The organism is Nonomuraea sp. 3-1Str, from assembly GCF_031570565.1.
In the GTDB taxonomy this organism is placed as follows: Bacteria; Actinomycetota; Actinomycetes; order Streptosporangiales; family Streptosporangiaceae; genus Nonomuraea.
On record NZ_JALHBK010000054.1, the window covers coordinates 1 to 15,672 of the forward strand.

The 15,672-nt window shown below is 72.6% G+C and carries 21 protein-coding genes and 1 pseudogene; 6 read left to right on the plus strand and 16 right to left on the minus strand.

Annotated features, from left to right (window positions below):
- Positions 1–554 (minus strand): ABATE domain-containing protein (locus tag MTP10_RS41325; protein ID WP_310717369.1); only part of this gene is annotated, 554 nt, incomplete at its 3' end.
- An 85-nt stretch (positions 555–639) separates the two neighbouring features.
- Between MTP10_RS41325 and MTP10_RS41330 the strand changes: the two genes are divergently transcribed.
- Complete coding sequence (locus MTP10_RS41330; protein WP_310717370.1) at positions 640–1,515, plus strand: alpha/beta hydrolase; 876 nt, start codon at positions 640–642, stop codon at positions 1,513–1,515.
- A 120-nt stretch (positions 1,516–1,635) separates the two neighbouring features.
- On the opposite strand, the gene MTP10_RS41335 is transcribed toward MTP10_RS41330, so the two are convergent.
- From MTP10_RS41335 to MTP10_RS41370, 8 genes are all read right to left on the minus strand, one after another.
- Positions 1,636–2,133 (minus strand): pyridoxamine 5'-phosphate oxidase family protein, encoded by a 498-nt coding sequence (locus MTP10_RS41335; protein WP_310717371.1) that lies wholly within the window; start codon positions 2,131–2,133, stop codon positions 1,636–1,638.
- Positions 2,134–2,247: 114 nt separating this feature from the next.
- On the minus strand, positions 2,248–3,303 hold the full coding sequence (locus tag MTP10_RS41340; RefSeq protein ID WP_310717372.1) for an aldo/keto reductase: 1,056 nt from the start codon (positions 3,301–3,303) through the stop codon (positions 2,248–2,250).
- A gap of 149 nt (positions 3,304–3,452) precedes the next feature.
- Entirely contained in the window at positions 3,453–3,665 is a 213-nt protein-coding gene (locus MTP10_RS41345) for a hypothetical protein (RefSeq protein WP_310717373.1), read from the minus strand.
- A gap of 40 nt (positions 3,666–3,705) precedes the next feature.
- A complete protein-coding gene (locus MTP10_RS41350) occupies positions 3,706–4,677 on the minus strand; it encodes a YafY family protein (protein WP_310717374.1) in 972 nt (323 codons plus the stop codon).
- 47 nt (positions 4,678–4,724) lie between these two features.
- Positions 4,725–5,486 (minus strand): TSUP family transporter, encoded by a 762-nt coding sequence (locus MTP10_RS41355; protein ID WP_310717375.1) that lies wholly within the window; start codon positions 5,484–5,486, stop codon positions 4,725–4,727.
- 155 nt (positions 5,487–5,641) lie between these two features.
- Positions 5,642–6,055: a hypothetical protein gene (locus MTP10_RS41360; protein ID WP_310717376.1), complete on the minus strand. Its 414-nt coding sequence runs from the start codon at positions 6,053–6,055 to the stop codon at positions 5,642–5,644.
- A 175-nt stretch (positions 6,056–6,230) separates the two neighbouring features.
- Positions 6,231–6,629 (minus strand): STAS domain-containing protein, encoded by a 399-nt coding sequence (locus tag MTP10_RS41365; RefSeq protein WP_310717377.1) that lies wholly within the window; start codon positions 6,627–6,629, stop codon positions 6,231–6,233.
- 24 nt (positions 6,630–6,653) lie between these two features.
- Positions 6,654–6,998 (minus strand): STAS domain-containing protein, encoded by a 345-nt coding sequence (locus MTP10_RS41370; protein ID WP_310717378.1) that lies wholly within the window; start codon positions 6,996–6,998, stop codon positions 6,654–6,656.
- Between the two features lie 186 nt (positions 6,999–7,184).
- Between MTP10_RS41370 and MTP10_RS41375 the strand changes: the two genes are divergently transcribed.
- Together MTP10_RS41375 and MTP10_RS41380 are read left to right on the plus strand one after the other, a co-directional pair.
- Entirely contained in the window at positions 7,185–7,502 is a 318-nt protein-coding gene (locus MTP10_RS41375; RefSeq protein ID WP_310717379.1) for a winged helix-turn-helix domain-containing protein, read from the plus strand.
- Positions 7,503–7,557: 55 nt separating this feature from the next.
- Positions 7,558–8,016: a DUF2243 domain-containing protein gene (locus tag MTP10_RS41380; RefSeq protein ID WP_310717380.1), complete on the plus strand. Its 459-nt coding sequence runs from the start codon at positions 7,558–7,560 to the stop codon at positions 8,014–8,016.
- A 12-nt stretch (positions 8,017–8,028) separates the two neighbouring features.
- On the opposite strand, the gene MTP10_RS41385 is transcribed toward MTP10_RS41380, so the two are convergent.
- From MTP10_RS41385 to MTP10_RS41395, 3 genes are all read right to left on the minus strand, one after another.
- A complete protein-coding gene (locus tag MTP10_RS41385) occupies positions 8,029–9,240 on the minus strand; it encodes a cytochrome P450 (RefSeq protein ID WP_310717381.1) in 1,212 nt (403 codons plus the stop codon).
- 101 nt (positions 9,241–9,341) lie between these two features.
- A complete protein-coding gene (locus MTP10_RS41390) occupies positions 9,342–9,944 on the minus strand; it encodes a TetR/AcrR family transcriptional regulator (RefSeq protein ID WP_310717382.1) in 603 nt (200 codons plus the stop codon).
- A 39-nt stretch (positions 9,945–9,983) separates the two neighbouring features.
- The gene (locus MTP10_RS41395; RefSeq protein ID WP_310717383.1) at positions 9,984–11,183 is read right to left on the minus strand and encodes a DUF418 domain-containing protein; all 1,200 of its coding nucleotides are present in this window, start codon (positions 11,181–11,183) and stop codon (positions 9,984–9,986) included.
- A gap of 316 nt (positions 11,184–11,499) precedes the next feature.
- On the opposite strand from MTP10_RS41395, the gene MTP10_RS41400 reads away from it, so the two are divergent.
- A complete protein-coding gene (locus MTP10_RS41400) occupies positions 11,500–12,615 on the plus strand; it encodes a S1 family peptidase (protein ID WP_310717384.1) in 1,116 nt (371 codons plus the stop codon).
- Between the two features lie 104 nt (positions 12,616–12,719).
- Here MTP10_RS41400 and MTP10_RS41405 read toward each other — a convergent pair whose 3' ends face one another.
- The 3 genes from MTP10_RS41405 to MTP10_RS41415 form a co-directional block, all read right to left on the minus strand.
- The gene (locus MTP10_RS41405; protein WP_310717385.1) at positions 12,720–13,583 is read right to left on the minus strand and encodes an SMP-30/gluconolactonase/LRE family protein; all 864 of its coding nucleotides are present in this window, start codon (positions 13,581–13,583) and stop codon (positions 12,720–12,722) included.
- Positions 13,584–13,669: 86 nt separating this feature from the next.
- Positions 13,670–14,152, minus strand: a complete 483-nt coding sequence (locus tag MTP10_RS41410; protein ID WP_310717386.1) for a hypothetical protein — start codon at positions 14,150–14,152, stop codon at positions 13,670–13,672.
- Entirely contained in the window at positions 14,149–14,511 is a 363-nt protein-coding gene (locus tag MTP10_RS41415; RefSeq protein ID WP_310717387.1) for a hypothetical protein, read from the minus strand. The genes MTP10_RS41410 and MTP10_RS41415 overlap by 4 nt, the downstream gene beginning before the upstream one ends.
- Positions 14,512–14,682: 171 nt before the next feature.
- On the opposite strand from MTP10_RS41415, the gene MTP10_RS41420 reads away from it, so the two are divergent.
- Together MTP10_RS41420 and MTP10_RS41425 are read left to right on the plus strand one after the other, a co-directional pair.
- Positions 14,683–14,886 carry a DUF4236 domain-containing protein gene (locus tag MTP10_RS41420; protein WP_310717388.1) on the plus strand — a complete coding sequence of 68 codons (204 nt, stop codon included), beginning with the start codon at positions 14,683–14,685 and terminating at the stop codon, positions 14,884–14,886.
- 62 nt (positions 14,887–14,948) lie between these two features.
- Positions 14,949–15,143 (plus strand): DUF4236 domain-containing protein, encoded by a 195-nt coding sequence (locus MTP10_RS41425; protein WP_310717389.1) that lies wholly within the window; start codon positions 14,949–14,951, stop codon positions 15,141–15,143.
- A gap of 99 nt (positions 15,144–15,242) precedes the next feature.
- On the opposite strand, the pseudogene MTP10_RS41430 reads toward MTP10_RS41425, so the two are convergent.
- Positions 15,243–15,672 (minus strand): annotated as a pseudogene (locus MTP10_RS41430) (hypothetical protein); the annotation flags it as partial.

The following is a 15,672-nucleotide window of genomic DNA, read 5'->3' on the forward strand; positions in this document are numbered from 1 at the left end:
CCCGGGGGGGGGGGGAAACGCCCCGGGGGGGGGGGGTGGGGGGGAAGAAAAGGCAGAACGAGTCCGCCGCCCCCCCCCGCGCGGGCCCCCCCGGCCGCGGGGCCCGCCAGCAGGTGGGCGGCGGCCTCCGCGAGCCACGCCGCCGGGGGGCCGCCGGGCGGGCCGGTGCGCCGGCGGGCCGCCGTGACCGACGTGCCGTCCCAGGTCAGCTCACGGATCGCGGGCGCGGCGCGCTGCGCCGCGTTGAGCCCCTCCAGGGCGGCGGCGGGTGGCCGCCCGCCCCGGCGGACGTGGTCGATCGCGGCCGCCACGTGCTCCCGTACGGCGTGAACGGCCGCCACGTCGCCGGGGGTGAGCCGCTCCCATGCCCCGGCGGCCGGGGCGGGCGCGTCCTGGAGCCCTGAGCCGGCGAGCCGGTCGGACTGCAGGGCCAGCCAGGCGGCGAGGGCGTCCGGGGTCGCCAGCAGGTCGGCGGGGCCATCGGCCAGGCGCGGGCGGGTGTTCACGAGGTCCAGGGCCAGCGGCTCACCCGTCAGGGGCACCACATCGCTCATGTCACTAATGGTACATCCTCAGATTGACGCATTAGCTCATGCTCCGCTACAACTAATGCATCATCCTGCTGAGGAGACATGTGAAATGACGTTTCCCGTGGTCACCCGAGTCGTCCACCGCCGTATCGACGTGGACGGCGTGGAGGTCTTCTACCGGGAGTCGCTCCCCGAGCGGCCCGACGCGCCGGTGCTGCTGTTGCTGCACGGGTTCCCGTCCGCGTCGCACCAGTTCCGGCGGCTGATCGACGTCCTGGGCGGCCGCTACCGGCTGATCGCGCCCGACTACCCCGGTTTCGGGCACACCCGCGCCCCCGAGGGCTTCGTCCACAGCTTCGACCGGCTGGCCGACATCACCGAGGGGTTCGTGCGCGAGCTCGGGTTGTCGCGGTTCGTCATGTACGTCTTCGACTTCGGCGCTCCGGTCGGCTTCCGCCTGGCCGAACGCCACCCCGAGTGGATCGCCGGGCTGGTCGTGCAGAACGGCAACGCCTACGAGGAGGGCCTGTCGCAGGGCGCCCGCGCCTTCGTGGCGCTGCGGCCGGACGTCGAGGGCGACGAGGAGACCGTACGCGGCCTGCTCACCCTGGAGGGGACACGCGGCCAGTACGAGACGGGCGTCGGCGACCCCGAGCTGCTCTCCCCCGACGGCTGGACCCTCGACCAGCACTTCCTCGACCTGCCCGGACGCAAGGAGGCACAGGTGGCGCTGGCCTTCGACTACCACTCCAACGTGGAGCGCTACCCGGCCTGGCAGGCGTGGCTGCGCGAGCACACGCCCCCCGCGCTCATCGTCTGGGGCCGCAACGACCCGTTCTTCCCCGAGCCCGGCGCCCACGCCTACCTGCGCGACCTGCCCGGCGCGGAGCTGCACGTGTTCGACACCGGGCACTTCGCCCTGGAGGAGAACCTGCCGGAGATCGCCCCGCTCATCGCGGCCTTCCTGGACCGCTCATGGACCTGATCGGCCGGGCACCCTGAGCGGACATCGGCCAGGCCCCGTCGCCAAGCATCGGCCAGACCCCATCGCCGAGCATCGGCCGGGCCCCGTCGCCCGAGGATCGGCCGGGCCCCTCGCCGGGGATCACTTGCGGCGGAACCGCCGCACGCCCCGTCCCTCATGCCAGGCGTCGATCACCACCTCGTCGCCCTCGACCCGGGTCCACGCCACCTCCGTCAGCTCGACGCGGAACAGGTGGGAGCCGGTGCCCGGCAGCTCGAACGCCGCCACCACCTTCTCGTCGATGATCTCCACGGCCCTGCCCGCCAGCTTCACGTCCCCCTCCCACTCGGGTGCGGACTCCTCCCCCGTGGAGGACTCAGCCGTGGGGGGCTCGGGGGCGGGTGAGGTCGTGTGGATGGCCAGGCGCGGGTCGCGCCGCAGGTCGAGCGCCTTGACCGCCCCCGCCATCGACCCCAGCCACAGCTCACCGTCGCGGAAGTCGGTCTCGGTGCCGCTGACCCGCGGCGAGCCGTCCCTGCGCAGCGTCGCCAGCACCTTGTGCCGGTACTTCTCCATCAGCGCCCGCGCGACCTTCGCCAGCTCGGGCGCCTGCCCCTCGAACTCCAGCCATGAAGCCATGCCGGCCATCATGCACGACCCCACCGACAGAATCCGCGCCGGCAGTCCGGCCCCCACCCCGCCCGTGCCCCCGTCCGGCCCGTGGAGCCATTCCTGGAGCCGTTCCTGGAGCGGCTACTCGGCGGCGGCGGCGCGGTCGGCGACCGGGCGGCGGCGCAGACCGGTGTCCGTCAGCGCCCGCGGCCGCCACACCCCGTCCGCCTGGTAGAGGTCCGTGCCGGGCGGCACGATCGCGTCGATCCGGTCCAGCGTCTCGTCGTCCAGGGTCAGCGACGCCCCCTTGAGCAGCGACTCCAGCTGCTCCATCGTCCGCGGGCCGATGATCACCGAGGTGACGCCCGGATGCGCCACCGGGAAGGCCACCGCCAGCTCCGGCAGCGAGCAGCCGATGCTCTCGGCCACGGCCGTCAGCTCCTCGACGGCGTCGTACTTGGCCGCGTTGCCCGGGAGCGACGGGTCGAACCGGGCCGGCGTGCGAGCGGCCCGGCCCGTGGACAGGTCCACCGGCCGGCCCTTGCGGTACCTGCCGGTCAGGAAGCCCGAGGCCAGCGGCGACCAGGTCAGCACGCCCATGCCGTACTTCTGGCAGAGCGGCAGCACCGACGTCTCCACGCCCCGGCGCACCAGCGAGTACGGCGGCTGCTCGGTCCTGAACCGCATGAGGCCGCGCCGCTCGGCGACGTGGTGGGACTCGACGATCTCCTCGGCCGGGAACGTCGAGCAGCCGAACGCGCGGATCTTGCCCTCCCGCACCAGGTCGGTCAGCGCCCACAGCGTCTCCTCCAGGTCCGTCCGGTGGTCGAACCGGTGGACCTGGTAGAGGTCGATCCAGTCGGTGCCCAGGCGGCGCAGGCTGTTCTCGACCTCCTGGACGATCCAGCGGCGCGAGGCGCCCCCGCGGTTCGGGCCCTCCCCCATCGGGAAGTACACCTTGGTCGCCAGCACCACGTCGTCGCGGCGGCCCTTCAGCGCCTTGCCGACGATCTCCTCGGACTCGCCCGCCGAGTACATGTCGGCGGTGTCGACGAAGTTCACGCCACGGTCGAGCGCGGCGTGCACGATGCGGACGCAGTCGTCGTGGTCGGGGTTGCCGGCGGCGCCGAACATCATGGCGCCGAGGCAGTGGACGCTCACCTCGATGCCGGTGCCCCCGAGAACGCGGTAACGCATGGACGTGCCCCCTGTGCGGTCGGAAGGGTTCATCGGCCGCTCGTGGAGCGGCCGGGCCACGTCGCACGCTAGTCCCTGGAGTCGGCTCCAGGTCAACCCGGGCAGCTCACCGCCCGCCCGTATGCGCGCCTCGCGTGCGGCGGCCGGGGTCAGCCGCGCCCGTACTTCTTGTGCACCGCCTGCTTGCTCACGCCGATCGCGTCGGCGATCTGCGCCCACGGGAGACCGGCGACCCTGGCTCTGCGCACCTGGACCGCCTCCATGCGCTCGATCTCGTGGCGCAGCGCCGTGGTGGCCCGCAGCGCCAGCAGCGGGTCGTCGTCCTGCGCCTGCCGCATGAGGGTAGCCAGGTCGTTCGTCATGCCCCAACGGTAGACGAACGGGAGCGGGACCGATCCCGGGTCAGCCGTACATCTTCGCCAGCTCGGCGACCGCCTCCGCCATGAGCTCGCGCAGCTCCGGCGGCCCCAGCACCTCGACGGCGGCGCCCATGCGCAGCAGCAGCCAGCACGCGTGCCGGATCGACTCGACGGGGACGGTCATCGTGCGCCAGCCGTCGGCCTCGGGCGGGCCGCCCTCCTCCATGGCGGCGGCCACGGCGTCGCCGCCCAGGGTGTAGGCGAGCAGGCTCTCGGTGCCGGGCGCCACCCTGATGCGGGCCTCGGCGGTGTACATGCGCTCGCGGAACTCCTTGGCGTACGCGTGCCAGAACTCGGTCAGGTCGAAGCCCTCGGGCCGCTCGAAGCGGCCGGGCAGAGTCTCCAGCGTCAGGACGCGCGAGACGCGGTACGTGCGCGGCGTGCCGCCGGGCGGCGCGGCCACCAGGTACCAGGAGCCGCCCTTCAGGACCAGCCCGTACGGGTGGACGACGCGCTCGACCTCCTCGTTGCCCCACCGCCGGTAGGTCATCCGGATCGGCCGCAGTTCCCACACCGCCTCGGCCACCCCGCTCAGGTGGGGCGCCTCGTCCGGTCCCCGGTACCAGCCGGGCACGTCGAGCAGGAAGCGCTCGCGCATGCGGGAGGCGTACGAGCGGGGCTCGGGCGGCAGCGCGGCCAGCAGCTTCAGCTCCGCGTTGGCCGCCACCTCGGCCAGGCCCAGCTCGGCGGCCGGGCCGGGCAGGCCCGCGAGGAACAGCGAGGACGCCTCCTCGGCGGTCAGGCCGTTCAGGCGGGTGCGGTAGCCGTCGAGGAGCTGGTAGCCGCCGGCCGGTCCGCGGTCGGCGTAGACCGGCACGCCGGCGGCGGACAGCGCCTCGACGTCGCGGTAGACGGTGCGGACCGACACCTCCAGCTCGTCGGCCAGCTCGGTGGCGGTCATGCGCCCGCGCGTCTGCAGGAGCAGGAGGAGGGACAGGAGGCGGCTGGCGCGCATGCCGCCAGTCTAGGGACGGTCCGCCGGACGAGCCCCCCGCGGCGGCGTCAGGCGAACTGCTGCCAGCCGAGCCGGAGCACCATGGCCGCGACGACGACCAGGAGCACGATCCGCACGAAGCCCGCACCGTTCCGCAGCGCCATGCGGGCGCCGACCTGCGCGCCGGCGATGTTGAACAGCGCCATGCCGAGCCCCAGGCCCCACAGCAGGTGCCCCTGCCAGGCGAAGACGAACAGCGCACCGAGGTTCGTCCCCGTGTTGATGATCTTGGCGGAGGCGGAGGCGGAGACGAAGTCGAGGCCGAGGATCGTGGTGAACGCGATGATGAGGAACGTGCCGGTGCCCGGGCCCATGATGCCGTCGTAGAAGGCGATCCCGACGCCGGCGACGGTCACGGCGGCCACGATCCGGCCCCGGGTGCGCAGGTGCGGCTGGGGCACGGAGCCGAGCGCGGGCCGTAACGTCACGAAGGCGGCCACGCCCAGCAGGACGACCATGACGAGCGGCCGCAGCACCTCGGCGGAGATCGCCGCCGCGGCGGAGGCGCCGAGACCTGCGCTGAGCACGGCGATCCCGGCTCCGGGCAGCGCCACCTCACGGTCGAACTTGGTGGTGCGGGCGTAGGCCACGGCGGCCGAGGCGGTGCCGAACACGGAGGAGAGCTTGTTGGTGGCCATGGCCTGCACCGGCGGAACACCGGCCACCATGAGCGCCGGGAGTTGCAGCAGCCCGCCGCCGCCGACGACGGCGTCCACCCAGCCGGCGCCCGCCGCTGCCGCCAGCAACACCAGCACCTGTTCCAGTGGCACGCCACTCCCCCGACCGATTCGACCTGGATCAACCCAGTCGAGGGTATAGGTCGGGTTTAGATGGCTTTGCCCCACCCCGGAGCGGGGCGGGGGGACGCCGGGGACGGTCCGGCGCGCGGCGTCAGGGAGGCGAAGGCCGCACGCCGGGCGCGCTCTCAGCCTTCGACCACCTCTTTGGCCTCACGGCCGTGGACGGTGAGCGCGTAGAGGACGACGAGGTCCACCGTGATGACGACGAGCGACCACCAGGGGTTGACGGCGATCCAGATGAGCTGGGTGACCGCGTTGAGCATGACGAGGACGACCGCGACGACGCGCGCCCACGTCTGGCCCGCCAGGAGCGTGGCGCCGACCACGACCAGCAGGATCCCGAGCACGAGATGCACCCATCCCCACCCCGTGAGGTTGAACAGCAGCAGGCGCCGGGCCGTCGCCACGTAGAAGTCGCCGTTGACGATGGCGTACAGGCCGGAGATCACGTTGAACAGGCCCGACATGAGGATCATGATGGCCGCGAACCACACCCAGCCCACCCACCCGGTGACGTGGTGCCGCGTTTGATAGGTCATGGCGAATCCCCCCGAAAACGTCCTTCAGCCACACTCCGCACATGGCTGTACGGAGCGCATCATGTACCGACAGTAATGACATGGAAGCCTTCACGGCTCTTGTCGCGGTAAATGTTGTGACTGGGAGATTTGGTGGGCTCTGACGCCTTCTCGCCTGGATGGGCGGAGCGAGCGGTCAGGCGGGCGCCGAGCCGTCCACCAGGTCCGGGTCGAGTGGCGACTCCTGCTCGTCCACGGGCGCGGTGAGCGCGTGATCGACCGTCTCGTGGATCCGCAGCGCCTCGGCCGCGCCGGTGATCTCCAGCAGGCGGGCGGGCAAGGGACGCATCCCGGCCAGGTGGAGACTGCCGCCGGTGCCGCGGACGAAGGCGTCGGCGCTGATGAGCACGCGCAGCCCGGAGCTGGCCATGAAGGGCATCCCCCTCAGATCCAGCACCAGCCGCTCCCCCGGGGCGGGGCACGCCCCGCGGATGAAGTCCTCGAACTGGCCGGCGGTCGTGGCGTCCACCTCGCCGCGGACGTCGATCACGCTCGCCCCCCGCAGTCGCTGGGAGATGAGGGTCAGGGATGTCATCGATACCTCGCGCCGGGGGATCCGTCAGATGGTCAGGTGGAGCATGGCCAGCAGGCGGCGCATCTGCGCGGGAACCTCACTCACCGTAGCCGAGCCCTCGCGGACGAGGCCGAACAGGACACGCGCGCCGGAGACGTCGATGAAGGACAGCCTGGTCAGGTCGATCACCAGCCGGCCGCCGACCCGGCCGGCCTCACGCAGCACGCGCGCCAGCGTGGGGCTGTTGGTGCAGTCGACCTCACCGGCGAGCGTGACGACCGGGTAGCCGGGCGCCGCACCGGCGGTGACGCTCAGCAGCCCGTCGGCGTACAGCACCCGTTCGGTCACCGGAGTCTCACCACTGGAGCGCGGAGTGTCATCTTTGAGCACGTCGTCACCCCCTGTCATCAGAGTCCGGTTTGCCTCTCTCGCCTGAGTCGCCGGTCGCCACGGCGGTTCTTGTAGACCCCAAGGGTAAGCGTGTACGAGAATACAGGAAAGTTTTTTCGCTATAAAATCTTCTCTGACAGTCCAGCCGGGTCCGGTACTCCGCCCGGATCCACGGAGTGAGTTCTCATGGCCAAGCTCGACGGCGGTCAGTCTCGTTGGACCTTCCTCACCAACCACGCACGCGTGCTGCTGGAGATCGCGCGCAACCCCGAGGTGCGCGTCCGTGAGATCGCCGCGGCGATCGGGATCACCGAGCGGACCGCGCAGGGCATCGTCACGGACCTCAAGGAGGCGGGGTACCTCGACCCCGTCCGGGTGGGCCGGCGCAACCACTACACCATCAACGCCGGCCGGCACTTCCGGCACCACACGGAGGCGGACATGCCGGTGCAGGCGCTGATCGACATGTTCACCCACCGCGACCACGGCGGCGCCCCCTCCTGACGGAGTCCGCCCGCCGGCTGGCATGGGTGAAGCGCGCACGGGTAGCGGCGGCGGCATGGCCTCGACACGATCCGCAGGGCTGGTGCTCGGGCTGGGCATCGGCGGCTTCATCGACGGCATCGTCCTGCACCAGCTCCTGCAGTGGCACCACATGCTGTCCGGCTGGTATCCGGCCGACGCGCACGTGAACATGCTGGCCGACGGCCTGTTCCACCTGCTCTGCCTCGTCCTCGTCGTCGCCGGGGTGGCGCTGCTGGCGCGGGCCGCGCCGGTGGGCGGGCGGGAGCTGACCGGGTGGGTGGTGGCCGGGTGGGGCGCCTTCAACCTGGTCGAGGGCGTGGTCGACCACCTGGTGCTGGGCGTGCACCACGTGCGGCACGGGCCGTACCAGCTCGCCTGGGACCTGGCGTTCCTGGCGCTCGGCGCGCTGCTCGTGGTGGCCGGCGTGCTGGTCGCCCGTTCCGGTCGCACGGCGCCCGCCCGCACGGCGGCGGGCCGTACGGGCGGGGCGTGACCTCGGAAAGGGTCAGGCGGCGGTCGTGAAGCGGACCGGCATGTGCTTGATGCCGTTGATGAAGTCGGAGCGCATCCGCCTGACCGGCCCGGCGTGCTCGGCCGCCGGGAAGCGGCGCAGCAGCTCCCTGATCATGCAGGTGATCTGCAGCCGGGCCAGGTTGGCGCCCAGGCAGAAGTGCGGGCCGCCGCCGCCGAACGTCACGTGGTCGTTGGGGTCGCGGCGGATGTCGAAGGTGTACGGGTCGGCGAAGACGGTCTCGTCGTGGTTGGCCGACATGTAGAACGTGACGACCTTCTCCCCCTCGGCGATCCGCCGGCCGTGCAGCTCGGTGTCGCACGTGGCCGTGCGCCGGAAGTTGTGGATGGAGGACCCCCAGCGCAGGAACTCCTCGGTGGCGGTGTGCCACAGCCTCTCGTCGTCCAGGTGGCCGGCCAGCTCCCGGTAGCTGCCGGGGTGCTCGATGAGGGCGTTCATGGCGTGCGCGATGAGGTTGCGGGTGGTCTCGTTGCCGGCGACGCACAGGATCACGAAGAACGCGTCGATCTCCTCCCTGGTCAGCCGGTCGCCGTCGATCTCGGCCTGGACCAGGTGGGTGAGGATGTCGTCGCGGGGGTTCTTGCGCCGCTCGTCGACCAGGCCGTCGCAGTAGCCGAAGATCTCGGCTGCGGCGATCTCGCCGTCCTCGGGGGTGGTGCGGAAGTCGGGGTCCTGGAAGCCGACCATGCGGTTGGACCACTCGAAGATCTTCGCGTGGTCCTCCTCGGGGACGCCGACGAGGTCGCAGATCATCTGCAGCGGCAGGTACTCGGCGACGTCGGTGACGAACTCGACCTCGCCCCCCTTGTCGAGGACAGAGTCGGCGATGCGCTCGGCGCGGCGCCGCACCTGGTCCTTGAGCCGGGCGATGGTGCGCGGGGTGAAGCCGGCGCTGACCAGGCGGCGGTAGCGGGTCTGCTTGGGCGGGTCCATGTTGAGCAGCATGAGGCCGGCGACCTCGATGAACTCCGGCGTCTGGGTGCGGATGAACGCCGTGCCGATCTCGGTGGACCAGGTCCGGGTGTCGCGGCTGATCGCCTTGACGTCGTGGTAGCGGGTGACGGCCCAGAAGCCGGTGTCGTCGGGGACCTCGTGCCAGTGGACGGGGGCGTTGCGGCGGAGATAGGCCAGCTGGTCGTGCGGCACCGCTTGTTCCCAGGTGTCCTCGAGCAGGTTGATCCGCATGGGTGCTCCCCTTTCGGCGCGAGTCGGGAGAGGGCGGGGGCCCGTTCTGGTGATCCGTTCTGGTGTGCCGGGTCGTACGGGTGCGGGAGGGCGGGGTGGCGTCAGCCGTCGGGCAGGCCGAGCAGGTCGCGCAGGCTCTCGACGACGGCCCGCGTCCCGACCGCCGGCGGGTCGAGCCGGTGCTGCACCGCGCAGCCGATCAGCACCCCGAGCACGGCCGTGGCCGTGTGCTCGGGCGAGCGCCGCAGGGGCACCCCCGCCGTGTCGGCCCAGTCGGCCAGCCCTTCGGCCAGCCGGGCGCGGATGCCGGCGTACCTGCGGGCGAGGGGCTCGCCGATCTCGGGATCGCGCGCGCCGTGCAGCCACAGCTCCATCTCCAGCAGGAGCCATGACGCACCGCGATCACCGTCGTCGCGGGTGAGCACCTCGAACAGGGCCGCCAGCCGCTCGTCGAGCTCGGTGACGTCCTCGAAACCGGACAGCAGCTCGGCGGCCGTCTGGTCCTTCCACACCTCCAGCAGGGCCAGCAGCAAACCCTCCTTGCCGCCGAAGTGGTTGTAGAGGGCGCCGGTGGTGCGGTCGGCCGCCTCGGCCACAGCCTCGGCGGAGACGGCGTGGAAGCCCTTGCGGGCGAACAGGTCGGCCGCTGCGTCGATCAGCCGGGCGCGCGTCTCGGCCCGCCGCTGGTCCTGCGTACGGGCCACGACCGCCTCCCGGCTGAATATCGGGTTCCCTACATATGTCTATGACTTGATATATCCCCCAACCGAGCGCTCGGTCAAGGAACGGGACGACCAGTGCGTCAGGCGGCGCAGGCCGTACTCGACGGGCCCGTAGCGGTGGCGGCGCAGCCAGAGGGCGCTCAGCGCCAGCAGCACGGCATGAACGGCGACGGCCACCCCCATGACCGCGACGGGCGCCAGCCGCCCGCCGAGCGCCAGGCCGTACCCGGTGAAGACCAGGGCGATCAGCAGCGACTGGCCGAGGTAGTTGGAGGCGGCCATCCGGCCGGCGGGCGTCAGCACGCGGGCCACGGCGGGGAAGCGGCGCACGACCCGCAGGAGGGTGGCGACGTAGGCGGCGGCCAGGAGCAGCGAGGTGAGGGTGTTCACGGCCGTGCCCGCCAGCTCGGCGGCGCCCCCGCGGGGCAGGCTCCAGGCGTACAGGACGCCGCCGGGCAGACCGGCGCCGAAGCCGACGACCTGCACGCGGCGCAGCAGGCGCGTACGCGCGCCGAGCCCCTCCAGCAACCGCGTCCTGCCCGCCGCCAGCCCGAACAGGAACATGGCCAGCGCCGTCGGCCCCTGGAACAGCCAGACCATGCCGGCGCCCGGCGGGTACAGGCCGAGCTGCAGCCGCAGGAAGTCCAGCGGCCCGCCGGTGGCCATGGCCAGCACCCGGGCGGCCTCGGCGGGGTCGGACGTCTCCGGCGGGACGGAGGCCGGGGCGAGCGCGGCCACCGCCGCCAGCGCCAGCCACAGCAGGGTGAGCGCGCCGATGATCGCCGCCCCGGTGATGACGGCCGTCCTCGGCCGCAGGCGGCGCAGGGCCAGCAGGGCCACGCCGAGCAGCGCGTACAGGGTGAGGATGTCGCCGACCCACAGCAGGAACCCGTGCGCGACGCCGATGAGGAACAGCCCCAGGCAGCGGCGCAGGGTGCGCGCCCGCACGCTCGCCCCCGCGCGCTCGGCGGCGCGCATCTGGAGCGTGAAGGAGTAGCCGAACAGGAACGAGAAGATCACGTAGAACTTGGTGAGGACGAGGGCGGCGATCGCGGAGGCGACGGGCCCGTCCGTGATCGGCATGGCGCCGGACACGGCGTGGCCGGGGTCGGCGAGGAAGCCGATGTTGGCCACGAGGATGCCCGCCAGGGCGAACCCGCGCACCGCGTCCACCTCGTGGACCCGCCCGGCGGGGCCGGCGGGGGTGGGGAGCTGCGTCATGCCGCGACGCTAGGCCGGGCACGACGGCCGCCGCATCGAACCTTGGTCGGCCGGAACCCCCACCAAAGAGGGGCGACCGGCGCCCGAGCCGGCACGAACAGGGAGGGGCGCGCCGGGGCGGCCGGGATCGTTGGGATCGGGACCGGGGTGCCGTACGGTGATCGGCATGCGGGTCCGCACGGGCGGCCACGGAGGGGCTGCCGTCCGTGACGGCGCGCTGGTCCCGCCTCCATACCACCGTGATAGGTGGCCTTTGACGACTAGCCGGATCCACCCCAGTCGATACTTTGACAGCACCCCCCACAAAGGAGTGCACATGTGGAGTAAGCGCATGGGCCTGGTCGGCGTCACCATCGTCGCCGCCTGCCTGGCCACCCCCCTCACCCCCGCGGTCGCCGCCCCCACTCCTCCCGGCGACGAGGCTCCACGCGAGGTGGTCGACGCCCTCCAGCGGGACCTCGGCCTCTCCGAGCAGCAGGCGATCACGCGCCTGGCCAACGAGCGGCGCGCCGCGGCCACCGAGGCCCGGCTCAGCTCCTCGCTCGGCCCCACGTACGGCGGCTCGTGGCTCAACGCGGACGCCTCCGTGCTCATGGTGGCCACCACCGACCCGGCGGCCCGGGCCTCCATCGAGGCGCAGGGCGCGCAGCCCGTCCTGGTGCCGCGCTCGCTGGCACAGCTCACCACCGTCAAGGACCAGCTCGACCGGGCCGCGACCGGCACCAGGGCCAACCTCTGGTACGTCGACGTGGTGACCAACTCCGTCGTCGTCGTCGCCGCCGACCAGCGGACCGGCGAGCGGCTGGCCGCCAAGGCGGGCGCCGAGCCCGGCGTCGTCAAGGTGCAGGTCAGCAACGAGACCCCGCAGCCGTTCATCAACATCGTCGGCGGCGCCCCGTACTACATCGGCTCCAGCCGGTGCAGCGTCGGCTTCTCGGTGACCCGCGGCAGCACCCCCGGCTTCGTCACCGCCGGGCACTGCGGCCGGGCCGGCAACACCACCACCAACCCGACGGGCACCTTCCAGGGCTCCTCGTTCCCGGGCAACGACTACGCCTGGGTCGCCGCCCCCGGCAACACCCCGACGCCGTACGTGCGCGGCTCCGGCGGCGCCAACGTGACCGTGCGCGGCTCCACGCAGGCCTCGGTCGGCGCGTCGATCTGCCGCTCCGGCTCCACCACCGGCTGGCGCTGTGGCACCATCCAGCAGCACAACGCCACCGTGCGCTACTCGCAGGGCACGGTCACCGGGCTCACCCGCACCAGCGCGTGCGCCGAGCCGGGCGACTCGGGCGGCTCGTTCATCTCGGGCAGCCAGGCGCAGGGCACGACCTCCGGCGGGTCCGGCAACTGCTCGGTCGGTGGCACGACCTACCACCAGCCGGTCAACGAGGCCCTGTCGGCGTACGGGCTGACGCTCACGGTCGGCTAGCCTCCGGCGGGACCTTCTCACGGATGACACGGCGTGCCCGGGTGCTCTTCACCCGGGCACGCTTTCCCGCCGTCCGGGCTGTGGGAGCCCGGCCGGCCCTGAGATCACAAGGTGGTCTGCAGGACCGGGCGGCCGAGGACGCCCGGGTCGGCCGTGAACACCGACCCGGCCGCGGGCTGCTCCATCCGGTCCACGCCCCGGGCCGAGCTGGTGACGAACAGCCGGTCCAGCCCCTCCCCGCCGAACGTCACCGCCGTCACCTGACTCACCGGCAGCGCCACGACCGCCTCCAGCTTCCCGTCGGGACCGTAGCGGTGGACCGCGCCGCCGCCCCACAGCGCCACCCACACCCCGCCCTCGGCGTCCACCGTGAGCCCGTCGGGGGCACCCCGCTCCGGGTCCACGGACACGAACGGCCGCCGCTCCCACAGCCCCCGCCCCGGCTCGTAGTCGAACACGTCCACCCGCCCGGTCGGGGTGTCGGCGTAGTAGGCGAGCAACCCGTCCGGGCTGAAGTCGAACCCGTTGGAGATCGTCACGCCCGGCACCTCCACGCGCAGCGTCCCGTCGGGCTCGGCGATGTACAGGTCACCGGCTCCCGGTGTCTCGTCGTAGGCCATGGTGCCGATGTAGAAACGGCCGTCGGGGTCGCAGCCGCCGTCGTTCATGCGGACGCCCGGATCGCTCCACGCCTCCCCCAGCGAGCGCAGCGGCGCGTCCAGGTCGTCGGCGTCGGCCAGCAGGAGCTCCCGCTCGGCCGCCACCACGTAGCCGCCGGCGGCGCGCGGCCGGACGGCCGCCGCCACGCTTCCGGCGTGGCGGCGCCGCACGGTCCCGTCCGCGTCGAGCTGGAGCAGGTCGCCGGCCAGCATGTCCACCCAGCGCAGGCCGCCCCAGCGGGCGCACCACACCGGTCCCTCGGCGTGCTCGGCGACGGGCTCCGTCACCGGCTCGGCGGTGATCGTCATCGCGTGCTCCTCTCAGAGCGGCTGTGCCTCCCGGTGGGCCGCCGGCGAGGCCGCCCACCGGCACACTGCCACGTACGCGCCCCGGATCACCTCAGGCCGGGCTCCCGTGTCCGCGTTTCCTCCGGAACGCCCGCTCGCGGCCGGGAGGTGAACGTGGCCAGCACGAGGAGGAGCGCGCTCTGGGCGAGCATGCCCGGGGCGAGCGGCGGCGTCGGCCCCACGGTCTTCGACAGGGCGTACCACCACTGGGTGAGCGGGCTGAGCGTGTCCCACGTGTCGGCGTAATGCTGGTCGAGCGGGCCAGAGGCGAAGTTCGCGGACACGTGCGCGTACACGCCGAACATCGCGGCCAGCAGGACAGCCACGGCGATCACGCGGACGACGGCCACCCCGCGCGGCGAGCGGCCGAGGGCGCACACGGCGAGGGCGACCACGAGCACGGCCAGGGCGGCCCAGGGGACGAGCTGCTGCGACGTCTGCCAGTGGCGCTCGGCCGCCAGCTCGAAGGCGGCGCCCATGACGCTGATCGCAGCCACTCCGAGCAGGCCCTTGCGCAGGGTGAGGGTCATGGCGTCAACGCCGATACGATCTTGTTCACGGTGTCCTCGCCGGGGTTGTACTTGGCGAGGTTCTGCCGCAGCGAGGTCAGGTCGGCGTCGTCGGCCGCGTACGGGCGGTACTCGACGACCTCCCTCGCCCACCGCTCGGCGTTGCCGACACCGGCGGCCGTGAGGGCGGCGGCGATCTGGGACTCGTCGGCGGTGTTCGCCGAGACCTTGGCCCCTGCGGGCGCGCCGCCGGTGCCGGTCGTCGCGGTGGCGGTCGTGGCCGTGGCGGACGACGCCGTTCGTCCGGTCGTCCCGGCCGATGAGCAGGCCGTCAGGGAGAGAGCGGCGGCGAGTGCCGCCAGCCCGAGCTTGATCTTCATGGCTGTCATGTGAGCCCATCCGGTGCGGGGTTCGTGCGTTGAATCCCACGTTCTCCGGTTTGTCTCAAAGGTTTCTCGCGGGTTCATGAAGATCTGCTGAGAATGCGCGCCGGAACCGTCCTGGACCGCCGCTCGTTGTCCCGGTACACCGAGCGAGCGCGGAGGAGGAACATGGGCTGGCACTACAGCAAGTCGATCAAGGTGGGGCCGTTCCGGGTCAACCTGTCGCGGCACGGCGTGAGCCACAGCTTCGGCGGGCGGCGCCTCCACGTGACGAGCACACCCGACGGCCGGCGCCACGTGTCGGTACGGCTGCCCGGCGGCTTCCATCTCGGCAAGTCGTTCGGCGGTCGCCGCTACGGCGGCCATTACTAAACCCGATATATCTCGCTTTTCCGGGGTAGCTGATCGCCGTTCCGAACCGATGGAGGAGAGCGATGGGCTGGAGCTACCGGAAGTCGATCAACGTCGGGCCGCTGCGGCTGAACCTGTCCCGTGGCGGCGTCGGGCACAGCTGGGGCAACCGGCTGTTCAGGGTCACCAAGACCGCCGACGGGCGCAAGACGCTGTCGGTCAACCTGCCGGGCGGGTTCCACTGGCGCAGGACGCTGAGCAGCCGCACGAGAGACTGAGGCGCGCTCGCTCCGGACGGATGTCGCGGAGGGGCCGGGGCGCCGCCGGATCATCGGCGGCGCCCTTCGCCTGCCCGAGCCCCCTGCCACCCGGACGGGTCACTCCGTGGGACCGGGTGCGGCGCCCGCCCGTGCCCTTCCCGTCACGATGCTCTCGGCGCGGGCCGTCGCGAGGATGGCGCCGTACGCGATCAGCCGTACCAGATCCTCGTCGCCCCCGTCCGCGCCCGCTCCCGCGTCGGCCGTCGTGCCCGCACCCGCCCGCCACGCGGACACGTCGCCGTCGGTCACGCGGTACGGCGCCAGGGCGGCCAGCACGGCGAGCCGGGCCCCCGGCCGATCCGCCGCGGGCAGCGCCCGCAGATCGGGCCAGCCGCCCAGCGGCGGATGCGCGCCGTCGGACGCCGCCACCGCGCCGGCGAACAGGCAGACGGTCAGCGGGTTGCCCGCCGACTCGCCGATCAGCCCCGTGGCGTACGGCAGCAGCACGACCACGATGAGCAGCGGGACGTGCCTGGCCATGATCCGG

What these genes read in the sequence shown, in the direction of transcription:
- MTP10_RS41330 (WP_310717370.1), top strand. Translation starts at nt 640, where the DNA reads ATGACGTTTCCCGTGGTCACCCGAGTCGTCCACCGCCGTATCGACGTG.
- MTP10_RS41335 (WP_310717371.1), bottom strand. Translation starts at nt 2,133, where the DNA reads ATGGCTTCATGGCTGGAGTTCGAGGGGCAGGCGCCCGAGCTGGCGAAG.
- MTP10_RS41340 (WP_310717372.1), bottom strand. Translation starts at nt 3,303, where the DNA reads ATGCGTTACCGCGTTCTCGGGGGCACCGGCATCGAGGTGAGCGTCCAC.
- MTP10_RS41345 (WP_310717373.1), bottom strand. Translation starts at nt 3,665, where the DNA reads ATGACGAACGACCTGGCTACCCTCATGCGGCAGGCGCAGGACGACGAC.
- MTP10_RS41350 (WP_310717374.1), bottom strand. Translation starts at nt 4,677, where the DNA reads ATGCGCGCCAGCCGCCTCCTGTCCCTCCTCCTGCTCCTGCAGACGCGC.
- MTP10_RS41360 (WP_310717376.1), bottom strand. Translation starts at nt 6,055, where the DNA reads ATGACCTATCAAACGCGGCACCACGTCACCGGGTGGGTGGGCTGGGTG.
- MTP10_RS41365 (WP_310717377.1), bottom strand. Translation starts at nt 6,629, where the DNA reads ATGACATCCCTGACCCTCATCTCCCAGCGACTGCGGGGGGCGAGCGTG.
- MTP10_RS41375 (WP_310717379.1), top strand. Translation starts at nt 7,185, where the DNA reads ATGGCCAAGCTCGACGGCGGTCAGTCTCGTTGGACCTTCCTCACCAAC.
- MTP10_RS41380 (WP_310717380.1), top strand. Translation starts at nt 7,558, where the DNA reads ATGGCCTCGACACGATCCGCAGGGCTGGTGCTCGGGCTGGGCATCGGC.
- MTP10_RS41385 (WP_310717381.1), bottom strand. Translation starts at nt 9,240, where the DNA reads ATGCGGATCAACCTGCTCGAGGACACCTGGGAACAAGCGGTGCCGCAC.
- MTP10_RS41395 (WP_310717383.1), bottom strand. Translation starts at nt 11,183, where the DNA reads ATGACGCAGCTCCCCACCCCCGCCGGCCCCGCCGGGCGGGTCCACGAG.
- MTP10_RS41400 (WP_310717384.1), top strand. Translation starts at nt 11,500, where the DNA reads ATGTGGAGTAAGCGCATGGGCCTGGTCGGCGTCACCATCGTCGCCGCC.
- MTP10_RS41405 (WP_310717385.1), bottom strand. Translation starts at nt 13,583, where the DNA reads ATGACGATCACCGCCGAGCCGGTGACGGAGCCCGTCGCCGAGCACGCC.
- MTP10_RS41410 (WP_310717386.1), bottom strand. Translation starts at nt 14,152, where the DNA reads ATGACCCTCACCCTGCGCAAGGGCCTGCTCGGAGTGGCTGCGATCAGC.
- MTP10_RS41415 (WP_310717387.1), bottom strand. Translation starts at nt 14,511, where the DNA reads ATGAAGATCAAGCTCGGGCTGGCGGCACTCGCCGCCGCTCTCTCCCTG.
- MTP10_RS41420 (WP_310717388.1), top strand. Translation starts at nt 14,683, where the DNA reads ATGGGCTGGCACTACAGCAAGTCGATCAAGGTGGGGCCGTTCCGGGTC.
- MTP10_RS41425 (WP_310717389.1), top strand. Translation starts at nt 14,949, where the DNA reads ATGGGCTGGAGCTACCGGAAGTCGATCAACGTCGGGCCGCTGCGGCTG.